Genomic DNA, 14763 nt, shown 5'->3' with positions numbered 1-14763 from the left:
AGCCTGATCCAGGCGGGCTGACGCTTGTTGTCTTTAAAACAATAAACCTCTCGCGGTCGGCGGTTGATGAGCTGTGGGTGCGGGCTTAAGGTTATTTCAAAATAACTCTCGTCACATTGCGATAGAAAGGTAATTAATTGTGAGCGATTTAATTAACGTTGTCGGGCTTGATATGGAGCCCGCAAGCTTGATCAAGCACGACCGTGTGCACACGTCGTTGTACACCGACGCCAAGCTGTTTGACTTGGAACTGGAAAAGATTTTCTACAGTACCTGGGTCTGGGTCGCGCACGTCAGCGAGATCCCGGAGGTGGGCAGCTACAAAAGCACCTACATCGGCAAGCAGCCGGTGATCGTGGTGCGCGACCGCAAGAAACAGGTCCATGTGCACCTCAACCGCTGCCGCCATCGCGGCGCTACGGTATGCGAACACAAGAAGGGCAAGACCAACAGCTTTGTCTGCCCATATCACGGCTGGAGTTACGCGCTGGATGGTTCACTGCGTGGCGTGCCGAGCCCTGAAAGCTACGGTGATTGCCTGGATAAGGGCGAGTTGCCTCTGGTCAGCCTGCGTGTTGAAGAATATGCGGGCATGCTGTTTGCCACTCTCAAGGATGACATCGAACCACTGGTCGACTTCCTCGGGCCTGCCAAGAAATGGATCGACCTGTTCATGAAACAGGGCGCCGGTTACCCGATCAAGGTCCCAGGCGAGCACCGTTTTCGCTTTCCGGGCAACTGGAAAATCCAGCTGGAAAATACCACAGACGCTTACCACTTCCCGCTGGTGCACAAGTCATTCCTGGCATCGGTTGATGAGCAAACCCTCAAACTGTTCGACTTCGTTGAAGGGCCGGGTTACGTCGAAGACCTTGGTAACGGGCACAGCGTAATGGTGATGATCCCCGACCTGGTGGATCTTGAAGCCGATCTCGACAAACCGATTCCGGAGCGCTTCGAGGAGCTTGCTGCGCAATTGCGCGAAGACGGTATCGAAGAGCAGCAAGTGCGCCGTATTGTTCGTGCTGTCGGTGGCTCGGGTTTCAATCTTAACCTGTTCCCCAACGTTGCCTGTTCCATGGCGTTTTTCCGCGCGCTGCAACCGATATCGGTGACAGAGACAGAAATTCATCACTCGGTAATCACCATGGACGGCGGCCCTGCTATAGCCAACCGCTACCGCCTGCGTTTGCATGAGCACTTCCAGGGGCCGATGGGCTTTGGTACTCCGGACGATTCCGAAGCATGGGAGCGTGTGCAGAAAGGCGCCAGTGCTGGCGAAGACCTGTGGATCATGTTGAACCGTGGCCTGCCGGGTGAGAAACCGACCGAAGACGGGCTGGTCAGCGACGTAAGCGCCGAGACCGGCATGCGCGCTGCTTACCAGCAGTGGAAAAAGATGATGACGGTAGAGACTAAGTAAATGAACCTGCGATTACTGAATCAAGTCACCGCTTTTATATGGGCTGAAGGCGACATGCTCGACCATGGCGAATTCGACAGCTGGTTGAGCCTGTGGAACGAAAAGGGTACTTACATTATCCCGATCAATCCCAAGGAAGAAGACTTCGAAAACACCCTCAACTACGCCTATGACGATCATCACATGCGTCAGTTACGAATCCAGCGTCTGACCGGAGGTGAGTCGATTTCCACCAGCCCGCAGCCGCGTACCGTGCGTACCCTGTCACGTTTTCGTGTGCTGTTCGAAAGCGATGAAAAAGTGACAGTCCGTTGCGCGCAAAACTTGCGCGAATTCCGTAAGGACTCGCTCAAACATTACAGCGCGGACCTCGTCTACGAGCTTGATCGCGTCAGTGACACTTTCAAGATTCAGCGTAAGTTGATTCGTTTGATCAACGCTGACGACGCGCTCGCTGGGATAGGTTATATACTTTAAGTTAAAAGTTCGGGTGCCGGAGACGAGTAGTGCCCGCACTGTGTCTGCCGACTATAACAGTGGTGCCTTCTGACACTCGCCAAGCGTTTTGATCGGAAGGCTTCTTGTAGGGACTGAACAGTTAAGGGTTCAAGGCATTGTGTTGGGTAGTGGTTGAGAGCGTGAGTGCTCACGCATAACAAGCAATCCTTTCTCTATTATCGAGCTGACGGTCGCAAAGTCTGCTGGGGGTGTCGGTTATAGATTTAAATATCAGTCTCTGCAGAGAAACGTATTTTATGTTGAGTCAGCACAGTTAAGATTTTAGCGCTTCTTATACTTGGCAAACTCCCTACAAAAACCACGTCAGACTCAGGCGATTGCTGTACAGATAATAATTTTCATATCAGCCCTAGCAGAGATTTATTCAAGCAAGCTATCGCAAGGAGGTGAAACTTAGAAAAACGTAACAGATGCTTAAAAAATAGACTGTGCAACTATTAATCAGTAGTTCGCATTGACTACCCCAACGACTGCAGAATCCTGGCGGCATTTAAATGCAGGTGAGGAATAGCCCATTTAATGTATCGCTCAACCCAATAAAAAAAATGGAAATGCAACCATGCGTCTATATTCCCTGCTTCAATTTTTTACGCTCGCTGCACTATTCAATACAACAAATCCCGCGGGCGCTTACGAGCTTTTTTCCCGAGATGACACCCATCTCAATGCTAACCTGGATGCGGTTTTTGGCGTTTTCCACAGTCGTGAAAGTTATCCAGCCTCTGGCCGGTTAACACAGGGGTCGTCCTCATGGAGAGAGGGCTACATCAAGTATGGCGTGAGCGGCGATCAGGGATTGCGAGGCGCAGGGACGGCCTATGGTGCCTTCTCACTCGTCAGTTCGGCCACCTGGGGGGACGGCGACGCTGCAGGCTACACAGATGGATCTGAACGCACCACCAAGATTGAAGATGCTTATCTGGGATGGCGTTCGGGCAACCTGTTTGAAGCTCTTGGCAAAGACGGCATCGACTTTTCATTCGGTCGACAGAATATTGCAGTGGGCGACGGCTTCCTTATTCAGGGCGACGCCTTCAGTGCGGGTCGCGGCCTCGGCGACGGACAGTACAATCGTGGAGGTGCTTTCTACGTGGCTGCCCGTAAAGCATTCGATAAGACAGCCGTGTTACGCATTGGCGGTAAAGAGGGCTGGCGTGGCGATCTGATGTGGCTTAAATCCGATAACCCCTCTCAGGCCAATACCGAGATGTACGTCGGTACGCTGGAACACGTGGCTGCAGCCGGTACGGTTGGCCTGACGTACGTCAACACCACTAAAATTGCTGAACAGTACGCATCGCCCCTGCAGCTTGAGCGTGACGGCATGAAGACCTACAGCGTGCGCGCAGTGGGTAATGCGGGCGTGGAAAACCTGTTTTTGTCGGGTGAATACGCCAGGCAAAACAAACCGAATGCGGCGAATGAGGACGCTTGGTATCTGGAAGCAGGGTGGACCTTTGCTGATGCTATGTGGAAGCCGAGCGCCAGCTATCGCTACAGCCGCTTTTCAGAGGGTTACGACACCTTGTTTTATGGAACGGGTCGTGGCTACGGCACATGGTTCCAGGGTGAAGTGGCAAGTAACTATGCTGGCCCCTTCAATAATAATGCTCGTATCCAGAACGTCACGTTCAAGGTCTCTCCTTTGGAAAGCCTGACCCTTGGAGCCATGTACTTCAATTACGACACTATCGATCGTAACATGCGTAACACCGATGGGCATGAATTCGACTTGTATGCCGAATGGCGCGCTAATCAGCACTTGACCGTTTTGCCGTTGTTAGGCATCTACCAGCCAGACAAGAGCACAGAGCAGGGGGGGACGCAGTTGGGTAACAACGATACAAATGTGTACACCCAGTTGGTGTTTGCTACCACATTTTGATCTCTTGCGGGTGACTAAACTCACCCGTTTTCGACCCTGACCCTTTAGGTTCTGTACGAAATCCTTTGAAACCGCGGTCACCGCACCTGAACACTGATATTCGGTAAAGTTCGCGCCCATCGAAGGCATGAGGCCACGATGGTGAAACGGTACGAAATTCCCGATGCAGCCTGGGAGCTAGTTGCTGACCTCTTTGAACAACCCCGGCGCAATGGTCGGCCGAGAGCCGATGATCGTTTGATGCTCAATGGCGTGCTCTGGGTGCTTTGCTCAGGCGCCGCATGGCGCGACATGCCCGAGCGCTTCGGGCCCTGGTCAACGGTCTATCAACGGTTTCGGGATTGGCGTAACCAAGGAACGTTCGACCTGATGCTCAGGCGGCTGCACATTAAGCTGAACGAGCAAGGGTTGATCGACCCGGAAACATGGATGATCGATTCCACAGCTATACGCGCAACCCGAGCTTCATCAGGCGCCGGGAAAAAAGGGGGCCTGATGAACCTTCAGACCATGCGCTAGGCCGCAGTCGCGGAGGCCTGACGACCAAGATTCATATGCTTTGCGACGCCAACGGCATACCGCTGCGTTTTCTACTTTCGGGCGGACAAGCGAGTGATATCTCGTATGCCCAGCCATTGCTCGATGAAGCCTATATCCCCAGTTTGCGCGGTCGTCCTCGCAAACGATGTCGCTGGCTTTTGGCCGACAAAGGCTACGATGCTGAGGCTCTGCGTCGCTACTGTGACCGTTACCGGATGCAGCCGGTAATCCCTCTGCGATCCATGAAACGCAAACCCAAGCCCGGTTTGCCTCGTTTGTTTGATCGGCCAAAATACCGGCAGCGCAACATCATCGAGCGCATGTTCGGCTGGCTGAAAGAAAACCGCCGCATCGTCACACGCTTCGACAAGCTCGCGAAAAGTTATGCAGCGATGGTCTCGTTAGCTTGTGCTATGCGGTGTTTGCGACATTACTTTTCGTACAGTGCCTAGACAAGGTATGTGCCCATAAACGCGATAGCCCATGGGTTTGATCGCCGGGTTCGGCTTGGAAAAATTTCTGGGCATCTTTGGCGCCATAGCTTGACCAGAGAAAAGCATGAAATAAGTAACCAACTGGGAATATGAGACTTCAGCAAAAACGGGTTTTTACAGAACCCGACCGCCTGAGGTTGTCGTAATAGGCCGTAAAGCTGATGGTCATGAGTAAAACGCAGTCAGTGATCGGAACCAGTCAATCGCTTTAAGTCATTCAGCCGGGTGGAGGCTGGAATAGTTTCACTTCGCTCCTTGGTGGAGGTGCCCTCATTCTTGAGGGCACTATTTTTTAGACAGTCGCCCTTGATGACTTGGCATTCAAGCATTAATTCAGGCTTGCGAGCCTCTAGCGCTGGTGTTTGATTGCCGCGGTCCGCCGAGGCCAAGGTCCTCCTCGCTGAACCAAACTTTGACATCAGTCGTCACGAGCAATCTGTGCAGCCCTTTGGCAGGCCCCTGACGTCGCCCACGCATGTCACAGGAAGACGTCACGAATATCTGGGTGCGCGCTGCTCGCGTTTCAACGGTTTCGCGGATTAGCGCCAGCCCAGGCCGAGGAAAAACTTAACGTCGTGTCCGGGATTAGTTGACCACTACAGAGGGACACAGAGACCCTGGCGCCGATCTGGAAGATTTGGTCTCGTTTCTCGATCCCAAGGAAGCCTATGTCGCCTTCAGTCGCATGCTGATCCATAAGCACATGAGCAAGTACATCGCAGACCTCAATCTACCCGTTTGAGAGGCTTGCTGGGCACCAAGTCAAAAAGGTGCCGCTCGGAGTTGTGAAGTTGCGTCCGTCGCATCTCGGATGAGCCTGTCGCGCAGAGGACAGACTCTGCGCAGGCGGCTACATTGAAGCGATTTACCGCGTCGTCACAGTCACCTGGGCGGCGTCAGCCCTGAGGCCTTCGATAGTGCCTCACTTTGAGGCTGGAAAATGTCTACAGGGGCCGGGGCAGTCCAAAAATCGCGTCACCGCCTACAGGCATTGGCTGTGGTGGTCATGCAATAGAATGGATATAGCCCGGCCTACTCGCGCAGACTGGACGGCGTGAAGGTTGCCAACACATGGCTTACCTCGCCCTAGACTGTGCGCAGAACGGGGTGAATGAGCACGAGTTCGAACAATCTTGCGCCTCAGTATATAAGATGTGAAATCCAGCCCGGGAGTGGAGCCTAGACACATGGAGAAGTACACGTTTATTGATCGGTATTTTCACAGCCAGCGCGAACTGTTGGACATCAGGCATTCTGAAGAGCGGGACATCAACACGCTGTTTACCTACCTGAATAACCTCCACTCTACGGCTGATAAGCTGCTTGAGCTATTCAACTGCAGCATCAAAACCACTCCAGAATTCAAAATGCTCAGGATTGTCAGAAACTATTTTCACCATGTCGGCGACGTCGACGAAGTTCGTCTCCATGTCAAGGTCGAGGAAAATGTTCTCGTTAGCCATTCGCAACACCTTCTAATACCACTAGAAGTGCTCGCAAAAAGCGTGAAATCATTTATCGATAACACGATACCTGACGAAAAAAACAAAAATTACAAAGCCAAGTTGCGATTCGTGCAGAGGGAAATGAGTTATATCGCTGAGATCTTCGACTACGCCGCAAATCTCATGAAAGACCTCGAAATGTTCTGCCAAAAGCCTAGCCTAAGACTTGACGGAAGGGTCTACGAACTCGGATTCGATATGTACAAATTCGTTTTCAACATTACGAATACTATTGCAGACAAATGCCGAGAAATCCCAGAGCTTCGCGAAAAGAAGGTAATCCAGGAGCTCGACTGGTCTTATCGCTCTGAAAACAACATTGGCAAACACGACGTTTTTTGCAGCCCGTCCAACGTACCCATCACCACCACCGAAGGCTTCGTATACGCCAAGGACATTGATCTGGTTCGTTAACTTGCTTGCTGTGAACCGCCTGCTTTCATAGCCCGAGGAAGCAAACAGACAAGGAGCAGCACATTGTCAGCTGAAAACCAACCAACAGAACCTGAAAACCAAAACAACCAAAACGACTCAATCAAGCCTAAAAAGGCCTTCGTGCTCACCGATGAGATGAGCTGGCGGATAGCGGAATCGGAAAAAGAGCACCGTCGTTACAAGCGTCGGGAGAAGCGGTTTGAGTTCAGCTGGATTTCCTGGTTTTGCGATGAATTCCCGAATGAAGAGGTCTACAGGCCCGCCCTGGCTGAGCGACGCAACACGCGCCAGGAAATGGCGTATCACCGGTTTCGGCAAATGACGAGTTGGTCGTTTTGGTCGCGGATGAAGTCAGGCGCCGGTATCAAGCTCGCAGCGGTGGGGGGCTTGGTCGCCGCATTCATTCAGGCAGCTCCGCCATTGAAGGGCGCAGAAGCCGCGGTCGGGCCTTTGAGCTGGTTGCTGGTGGGCGGGGGCTTTTACTTGTTAGCGGTTATCTGGTTCGAGTGGAAATGCCCGGTTCTGCTAAAGCGCACGCTTGCTGGGAAGGAGGAGTACCTTGGCATTGAGGGACGGCGCTGGCTGCTCGCGCTTGTTGAGGATGAGCTACGACGCTGGTGGAGCGTTAAACCTTATGACCTGGATGTGGGCGGGATTGAACCAGAGTCCTATAAAGACCAGCTTGCGCTTGACATCACTCGGCATGGTGAAATCCCAGCCTACGGCGGCTTTGGTGAATTCGCATCCGCACGGATCGAGTATGCACTTGATGAGTACGCCAGACTGACATCGACAGCGATCTGGCGAGAAGAATTCAAACCGAACGAATTCCAAAAATTCATGCCGGGACATCGAATGTGCCCACGTAATACGCCTCTGCGTAACCTCCACTTGAGCGTCATGAATGAGAGCGAGGCGGAAATGGCTAAGGTAGGCAAGGAGGGCGACTTGGTAGTGCGCTGGTTCGACAACTCACTGGATTTTCAATCGCGGTTATCAACCCCTCGAAATTTGGTAGTATCGGCGTATGCAGAAGGTTTCATCTACCTGTTCCGCACCGATGCTTCAGCGCTGACATTCACTCGTATTGTGGCCCAGTGGCAAAACACTATGCGCCCCTTATGTCGGCTCACTCTTATTGGCCTGTTCTTGGCCAGTGGTGGTTGCTTCGTGTGGTTTGTCTTCCTGCAGCTGAAGATTCTCCTGCCGAACCTGCTTTGAGTTGCTGACTGGCGAAGTCTCGGAGGCAGGAAGCGAGCCGCCGCATTAAACTCCCAAGCAAGAACCTAATTCAGGCTTGAGGGGAGGTTGGAGTGGAAGGTTTGGCAGGCTCCGTCTCACCAGCCCGAGTCTGTCCACTCCGAGTTTTATCAATGCCCCACACCGCCTTCGCGACCTCCTCAATTTTTGCCACAAACTTGTCGACGTTGAAGCCAGCTATAAAGGCCAGTGCGAAAAATCCAATTTCGCTTGCTCCGGCGTTCGCGGTCGACTCCAGTACCAGCAAGCCTGCCTTCAAGAAGAGGTAGCTCACCGCTCCGGCGATTGTGCTGGTGATGGGGCGGATGAAATACCAGACGTGCCAGTCCGGATCCCAGCGCTTGTGGACGCACTTGTTGAGGTAGATCGCACGGAAGCAGTACAGGGCTCCGCCAACGTAGGCGATTGCGCCGCACATCAACGGCACTCTCAGAGGCCTATAGGGCTCAGAAAGCCAACCCAGAGCCATCGCACCGATGGAGTAGGTCGCGAAGACCAGAAGTGCCAGCAGATAGATGATGATGACGATCGTCAGATCTGTCTTTGGCTTGGCTGGAGTGGTTTCACTCATCTGCTGCTGACTCCTTGTGAGCATTCTCAATCCGAAGCATCACAATTTGCTGATGCTCACTGACCGGGTCGCCTGGCTTCACGTTCAGGTTCAGCCGGCGGTTTAGGTAATACAACTGTGGCTTGCGAGCCCTAAGTCGAGCTTCGCCATTCACCATCTGGTAATCGTGCTCGATCGCCGTTTGCTTTTGTGGTGGGTAGCTCGGATTCGGGCCGATCACCACATCGATGAAGGTCTCCCATTCAACGTCCTCTGGCACCTCTGAAGGAGGGGCGAACGAAGCCTTCAGGGCATTGATGCGACCCAAAACGAAATCCTTGAATATCCCTGACTTGAAGCAGAAGGCGCGGGTGTGCCAACGAAAGCCGTCATGGGCGAACGATGTGGGGAAGATCGTCCGAACAGCTGGCTCGTCGAAATTGGTCATTGACCGATAGTCGACATCCACTGCCTCGCCTGCCTGGAGCGCCCTGATCAGCTTGATCAGGATCTGTTGATCAACCTGCCTCATGGGGGACGGTAGGCTCGCCACTGGGGGCGCCCAACCGATGAAACTATCTGTTGGGGCGATATTGCCAATGCCACGCTGCTGTAGCTCATTTAGATAGTGCGCTGGATCCGGGTTGGTCAGGACGGGTTTGAAGTCAGGGCCTGCCACGTACGCTTTCAGCGTTCGGTCGTAGGCCATGTTGTCAGGGGCGAGTTCCTGATAGGTCGCGAAATCCAATGACGCTTGAGGAACAGAAATCCCAAAAAAAATGGTCAGGTCTGAGCGATTGAGTTTTCGCTCCCACAGCAGCCGAAAATCGATAAATTCAAGGCGGCGTTCCTGGCCCCAGCGTCCGGTACGAGTAGCGGTAGCAGTCATCTGAAATCAGCCTGGTCGGTAATGGGTATAAAAAATATTCGCATAGTATCTAGACGGGTTGAGTTTCTATACGTATCTTACCGTATCTGTAGCGTTTCTCAAAGATGGCCCAGTGCCCGGGGAGGGATATATGGCTGCCAAGGTGACGTTTTTCCAAGTGGGTACCGGTGACATGACGTTGATTCGGTTGGCCGATACGTTGGTCACCACCATTCTGATTGACTCGCGGATCCGCCAGGCCGCGGACAACCCGGACGATGACACTCCTGACGTGGGCAGGGCATTGCGAGAGCGGCTGCAGTGGGATGCCAAAGACCGCCCATTCGTCAACGCCTTCCTCCTGAGTCATCCCGACCAAGACCATTGTGCTGGCCTGAGAAATCACTTCTGGCTTGGCGATCCTGCGGACTACCCTGACGACGGCAAGGATCGTTGGGAGAGGCGGATTTTGATCCGTGAAATGTGGTCGTCGCCTCTGGTATTCCGCCGGAGTTCGAAGAACCACATCCTCTGTGACGACGCGAAAGCTTTCGATAAAGAAGCGCGGCGGCGAGTGACCTACTGGCGCAATTATCGCATTGCAGGTGATGGGAACCGAATTCGCATCATGGGCGAAGACAACCAGGGGAAGACTGACGACCTTGGCCCAATCTTGGTTAAAGCCGGCCAGACTTTCAGCCAGATCGCGGGTGAAAACCTTCCGCAGTTTTTCACCTCGCACCTGCTTGCACCGGCACCGCATGAAGATGATGCGGATCTTGAAGAAGACCTGACGAAAAACGAATCGAGCGTGATCATGAATATTCAGATCTCGCCGTCGGCTTACTCGCAAACCAAAACCAAATTCCTTGTTGGCGGTGACGCTGAGGTATTGATCTGGGAGCGGATGTGGAGTCATTACGAGTCCACGCCCGAGGTGCTTGAATATGATCTGCTCCTGGCTCCGCACCACTGTTCCTGGCACACGCTTTCTTGGGACAGCTGGTCGGGCAAGGGCGAGAACGCCAAGGTAAGGTGGGATGCCCGCCACGCCCTGAGCCAGGCGCGCAATGGCGCAACGATCGTTTCCAGCAGTGTTGAGATTCTCGACGATTATTGCGATCCGCCCTGCATCCGGGCGAAGCGTGAGTATCAGGACATCCTGGACGAAGTTGATGGTTGGTTCTCTTGCACTGGGGATCTCGGTGATAAGGCTTGCATGGACTTCGAGGTTCGGTCGGATGGTAAGGTCAAACTGCTGGCCGTTGCTGCAGCGCTTGCTGGAGCGGTACCGAGTTCCGTAGCGGCGTCGATTCCGCCACGCGCTGGCAAGTTCAAATGATCGATTACTACGAGCTCGGTGAGGTTTTGGACGGTGCAGAGGAGGATCACCTCTATCCCCAGACCCAGGCACTCCTCAAAGCTTTACGGGCTTGTCCCTACACCGACGTTCGAGAAATCAGGAAGGACAAACCAGGGACGATAATCAGCGAATACATTGTCATCGATGCCGGCGACGGTACAGTGGATTCGGGCAATCTCGGAGGAGTCAGGCGACGCGAGCGATTGGCGGTCGGTGTAAACCCCGACTTCCGCGTGCCTGTAGTGGTTTACACACTGCGCAAAGACTTCCCTGTGCTGTCGCACCAGCATCCACCTTCCCCTGGCGGGGCTAGGGTGCTTTGTCTGTACGACAGCAATTGGTCGACGGTCGAGCGAACCTGGACGCCGGAGCGTTTCATCGCTCGAATGTTCTGGTGGCTGCGAGAGTCTGCACTGTTGAAACTGCACCGAAGTGATCAGCCGGTTGAGCAGCTTTTTTACATGAGCCCTTACCAGCTTATCCTGCCTTCTAACTATACCGATTACGCAAAATCGGGTAGCAACACGTTGACCATTTGCAAAGTGGATGTCGGTGACTCGATCATCTTGAGGGCCGATCCCACTCGGCCAGGCGACCAATCGAAGCTGGTCAGGATGGTCTCAATGGTGGTCAATCCTGTGGGATCGCCAACGTTGGCTCGCTATCCAGAGACCTTGGGTGATCTGCATGATCAACTCGTAAGCTGGGGCAGCGACCTCTATCAGTCGCTTCATGCGACCGTTTACGACGCCATTGAAGGCGGTGTTTCTGCTGCTCCCGCCCAAGGCCAAGGTGTCCTCATTACTGTCTGGATTCCGCGCGTACGCGACGGCGAGGCTGAACGCTTTGACGTAGCTGGGTACATGCTGGATGTCTCTCTGTTTGACCTCGCAACGGCCCTGGATATGTTGGGGCCACCCGATTCGAAAGGGTTGAGTCACCGTAGCGTAGTCCTCGGTGGAGTTGGCGGTATTGCCTGGCGATTGATCCCGCTCATGTCGGTAGAAGTTCGAAGGGCTCTCACAGCCAAAGCCGCTCGTGATCTATCGGGCACCCCTGAGGAAAACAGTGACATCCAAGGCGTCCTGGCCGGAGTGGGAGCCTTAGGTAGCGTATTGGCTGATCTATGGACTCGCCAAGGCTGGGGGCGGTGGACGTTCATAGACCCTGATCGGGTGTTGCCTCACAATTTATGCCGCCATATAGCGTTCGATTTATACGTTGGCCGGCCAAAGGTCAACGTCGTGAGGGATCTGGCTTTAGAGATCTTTCCGAATTGGGATCCACCCAAGGCAATTGCCAAAAGCATACTTGAGGATACCGAGGAGATCGCCTTGTCGTTGAGCGTTGCGCAAATCGTGGTGGATGTGACGACCACGTTGGAGGCACCACGTGAGCTCGCCCGTAGACCGGAAGTTCCCCGCACCGTGAGCTTGTTCGTTACACCTTCAGGTCTCTCAAGCGTGATGATTCTCGAAGATCAGGACAGGCTTCAGCGCATCGATGGTCTGGAGGGGCAGTACTACCGAGCGATACTGGAAAACGAGTGGGGTCATGAGCACTTGGCCCAGCCTCTGGGGGATCGCTGGGTGGGTGGTGGCTGTCGTGACATTTCTGTAAGGATGTCGGGTGAATCTATTCATGGTCATGCCGGAATTCTTTCCAGGCAGCTTCGGCAGTCGGTCGCCAAGTCACAGGCAAGGATTTGTGTCTGGGAATCAGATGACCGATCCGGATCGGTTACCGCGCATGAGATCGACACCGCGCAAGTGCATACTGCGCAATCATCTGGCTGGACGGTGAAGTACGACGAGTCACTGGTTCAGAAATTGTACACCGCTCGACAGAAGGCCCTTCCGAACGAAACGGGTGGCGCAATCCTCGGCGTCACGGATCTCAAAACGAAGACGATTGTCATTGTTGACGTTTTGCCGGCACCGCCGGATAGCGAGGCCAGTCCGAGCCATTTCATCAGAGGGCAAGAGGGCCAGGCAGAAGCGCTGGAGGTAGTACACAAGCGTACTGCTGGCATGGTGGATTATGTGGGCGAATGGCATTCGCATCCCGACGGGTGTCCGGCTCGCCCGAGTGAGCTCGACGAGAATTTGCTGAGTACCCTGCATAGGCAGATGAGCGTTGAAGGATTGCCAGCGCTGATGGTGATCGCAGCCAAAGGTGCTGTAGGGATCTTTGTGTATTGATTCACCAAGCACCCAGGACCACTGTTCATCAGTAGCCATGAGATGAACCTTTTGGCTAATAGAGGAGGCAGTGGGATGATGCCTCCCGCCGTTCACGTCGCGCGCGAGGCCCTGCGCCAGGCAGCAGCTGAAGTGGAAAAGCTCGCAGAATGGATGAGTACCATCAAATTTTAGGAGCTGGATGTTCTGATCCTGCTCGTCAAACTGGAGGCTACAGAGACCGGTTTCGGGGAGTTCGAGCTCGACGCATTGCGCCCAGTCTTCAGCAAGCCCTGCCGCGACTGAGAAGACTTGCTCTTATCCCATGAGCATCAGCTATGTAGCTCACGGGGTAGAAATCGTATTTTTCTCTATCGGGCGAACTCTGGTGGCGGAATGCGTTGACGGCGTGATCCAGCAGGTTTTCTCATCACCTCTTTCAAGCGCTCAGCAGGACCTTCTAACTCGGACGGCGACGCAAGGCTGACAGCAAGCATTAACGCATCACGGCGTTTCTGTTTACCTTCCAAGATTTCAGAGAGACTATTTTCCGGCTGATCTGGGTGCTTCATCGCAGCTGACCTCGATCTATGGATCAAATTGGATGCTAGCACAAGCTGTATAACCCCTAGCCTTCCGTTGATCCCTTTTGCTCGTGGAACATAATCCGTCAGATGTTCACTTCATCTCGCTTGGCAGTTCCGTTAGAACTCGGGAAAACAGTTCGTCTAACGAAGTCTTATTGTCCTGAAGCAGATAACAGCCTACGAGTATGGTCAGCGGATGAACGTCCATTACAGTTGCCAGCTCGTCGACCTTCTCGATCGTAGGGCTCTTCAGACCGCGCTCTAGGGTGCTGAGATAGGTACGACTACTGACGTCGGAGAAATCTTCCTGGGAAAGCTTCCTCTCCGATCTCAGCTTTTTCAGGGCCGCACCAAATGCCTGTTTCAGTTCCATATTGCCGACCTCGCAAAAGGAACGATGAAGCCTTCTCGAGCTCTATAGGGCTACAATCTATAGTGTTCACTTTTGGGATGGCGTTATGTTCATCACTCACAAACCAACAGAGATTTTCCTCGGCGCGTACCTGGGTGAGGGCATCATCCAGTACTGGCAGTACGTTGAGCAGACCACTCATTGCCCCTGGTTTTACGTCAAAGTAGGTAGACAGCAAGGCACTGAAACGTTGAATAGCATGGTTTTGATTCCCAGCATTTCAGCATTTCAGCAGTTACTGAATGAACATGGAGCAGACATCTGGCTGTTGGATGTTCAGTTGGTTTCCCCGGCTTATCTGAACGGAAGTGAAGGGTGGAAGATGGAGAGGCTGTTAGAGGTGCGCGAGACGGTGGATGACCTCAGTGAGGAGGCGGTCTATGTGTATAGCTTGGAGGGAGGGCATATCTACACTGAAGTCTTGGGATCCTGCAGATCCAATTTGCAAAGTCCTCATATAATTTTTTCGGCCACACCGGCAACTCGGTGAGCGTGAGCGCAACACGTTTGAACGATTAACGGCAGCTTCTATGCGCTAGCGGTTAGGAAATCTTGCCTGTCCGCGGCGTCAGTCATCGGCGTTGGCAACCTTTCTGCCACTTACCGACGTCGCAATGGAGTCAATATGTTTTCGACATCCAATCCTTTTAGCAGACAATTCTGTACAATTGCCGACAATGCTTCATAAAGCTGATCTCGCTGCTTTATCAAGCTAGCATTCTCTGCCTGCAGATTAGCAATA

Annotated in this window: 13 protein-coding genes; 9 read left to right on the top strand and 4 right to left on the bottom strand. The window is 53.4% G+C overall.

Annotated elements, in window-relative coordinates; translation table 11 throughout:
• Positions 1-139: 139 nt before the first annotated feature.
• From AB4N98_RS26640 to AB4N98_RS26615, 6 genes are all read left to right on the top strand, one after another.
• Entirely contained in the window at positions 140-1423 is a 1284-nt protein-coding gene (locus AB4N98_RS26640) for an aromatic ring-hydroxylating oxygenase subunit alpha (RefSeq protein WP_460149086.1), read from the top strand.
• Entirely contained in the window at positions 1424-1900 is a 477-nt protein-coding gene (locus AB4N98_RS26635; protein WP_460149085.1) for an aromatic-ring-hydroxylating dioxygenase subunit beta, read from the top strand.
• Between the two features lie 601 nt (positions 1901-2501).
• Entirely contained in the window at positions 2502-3827 is a 1326-nt protein-coding gene (locus AB4N98_RS26630) for an alginate export family protein (RefSeq protein ID WP_460149084.1), read from the top strand.
• 138 nt (positions 3828-3965) lie between these two features.
• A protein-coding gene (locus AB4N98_RS26625) for an IS5 family transposase (RefSeq protein WP_460149083.1) occupies positions 3966-4819 on the top strand; the annotation gives its coding sequence in 2 pieces (ribosomal slippage) (positions 3966-4307 and positions 4310-4819; 852 coding nt in all).
• Between the two features lie 1229 nt (positions 4820-6048).
• Positions 6049-6780, top strand: coding sequence for a hypothetical protein (locus AB4N98_RS26620; RefSeq protein WP_460149082.1), 732 nt, complete (start codon positions 6049-6051; stop codon positions 6778-6780).
• A gap of 63 nt (positions 6781-6843) precedes the next feature.
• On the top strand, positions 6844-8022 hold the full coding sequence (locus AB4N98_RS26615; RefSeq protein WP_460149081.1) for a hypothetical protein: 1179 nt from the start codon (positions 6844-6846) through the stop codon (positions 8020-8022).
• Positions 8023-8092: 70 nt separating this feature from the next.
• Here AB4N98_RS26615 and AB4N98_RS26610 read toward each other — a convergent pair whose 3' ends face one another.
• Positions 8093-8632 (bottom strand): hypothetical protein, encoded by a 540-nt coding sequence (locus tag AB4N98_RS26610; protein ID WP_214510402.1) that lies wholly within the window; start codon positions 8630-8632, stop codon positions 8093-8095.
• A complete protein-coding gene (locus AB4N98_RS26605; RefSeq protein WP_460149080.1) occupies positions 8625-9500 on the bottom strand; it encodes a WYL domain-containing protein in 876 nt (291 codons plus the stop codon). Before AB4N98_RS26605 ends, AB4N98_RS26610 begins: the two co-directional genes overlap by 8 nt.
• 130 nt (positions 9501-9630) lie before the next feature.
• Between AB4N98_RS26605 and AB4N98_RS26600 the strand changes: the two genes are divergently transcribed.
• Together AB4N98_RS26600 and AB4N98_RS26595 are read left to right on the top strand one after the other, a co-directional pair.
• Positions 9631-10821 (top strand): ComEC/Rec2 family competence protein, encoded by a 1191-nt coding sequence (locus AB4N98_RS26600; RefSeq protein WP_460149079.1) that lies wholly within the window; start codon positions 9631-9633, stop codon positions 10819-10821.
• Complete coding sequence (locus tag AB4N98_RS26595; RefSeq protein ID WP_460149078.1) at positions 10818-13043, top strand: Mov34/MPN/PAD-1 family protein; 2226 nt, start codon at positions 10818-10820, stop codon at positions 13041-13043. Before AB4N98_RS26600 ends, AB4N98_RS26595 begins: the two co-directional genes overlap by 4 nt.
• 350 nt (positions 13044-13393) lie before the next feature.
• On the opposite strand, the gene AB4N98_RS26590 is transcribed toward AB4N98_RS26595, so the two are convergent.
• Both AB4N98_RS26590 and AB4N98_RS26585 read right to left on the bottom strand, forming a co-directional pair.
• Entirely contained in the window at positions 13394-13594 is a 201-nt protein-coding gene (locus tag AB4N98_RS26590) for a hypothetical protein (protein ID WP_460149077.1), read from the bottom strand.
• Between the two features lie 106 nt (positions 13595-13700).
• Positions 13701-13982, bottom strand: coding sequence for a helix-turn-helix domain-containing protein (locus AB4N98_RS26585; RefSeq protein ID WP_460149075.1), 282 nt, complete (start codon positions 13980-13982; stop codon positions 13701-13703).
• Between the two features lie 85 nt (positions 13983-14067).
• Between AB4N98_RS26585 and AB4N98_RS26580 the strand changes: the two genes are divergently transcribed.
• On the top strand, positions 14068-14511 hold the full coding sequence (locus tag AB4N98_RS26580) for a hypothetical protein (protein WP_460149074.1): 444 nt from the start codon (positions 14068-14070) through the stop codon (positions 14509-14511).
• The last annotated feature ends 252 nt before the right edge of the window (positions 14512-14763 follow it).

It is taken from the genome of Pseudomonas sp. S3_E10, assembly GCF_054667615.1.
This window is presented reverse-complemented; position numbering and strand designations above follow the sequence as displayed.

Bases quoted from the DNA above. Each gene is read 5' to 3' on its own strand.
- AB4N98_RS26630 (WP_460149084.1), top strand. From the start codon at position 2,502: ATGCGTCTATATTCCCTGCTTCAATTTTTTACGCTCGCTGCACTATTC.
- AB4N98_RS26620 (WP_460149082.1), top strand. From the start codon at position 6,049: ATGGAGAAGTACACGTTTATTGATCGGTATTTTCACAGCCAGCGCGAA.
- AB4N98_RS26635 (WP_460149085.1), top strand. From the start codon at position 1,424: ATGAACCTGCGATTACTGAATCAAGTCACCGCTTTTATATGGGCTGAA.
- AB4N98_RS26600 (WP_460149079.1), top strand. From the start codon at position 9,631: ATGGCTGCCAAGGTGACGTTTTTCCAAGTGGGTACCGGTGACATGACG.
- AB4N98_RS26610 (WP_214510402.1), bottom strand. From the start codon at position 8,632: ATGAGTGAAACCACTCCAGCCAAGCCAAAGACAGATCTGACGATCGTC.
- AB4N98_RS26580 (WP_460149074.1), top strand. From the start codon at position 14,068: ATGTTCATCACTCACAAACCAACAGAGATTTTCCTCGGCGCGTACCTG.
- AB4N98_RS26595 (WP_460149078.1), top strand. From the start codon at position 10,818: ATGATCGATTACTACGAGCTCGGTGAGGTTTTGGACGGTGCAGAGGAG.
- AB4N98_RS26605 (WP_460149080.1), bottom strand. From the start codon at position 9,500: ATGACTGCTACCGCTACTCGTACCGGACGCTGGGGCCAGGAACGCCGC.
- AB4N98_RS26590 (WP_460149077.1), bottom strand. From the start codon at position 13,594: ATGAAGCACCCAGATCAGCCGGAAAATAGTCTCTCTGAAATCTTGGAA.
- AB4N98_RS26585 (WP_460149075.1), bottom strand. From the start codon at position 13,982: ATGGAACTGAAACAGGCATTTGGTGCGGCCCTGAAAAAGCTGAGATCG.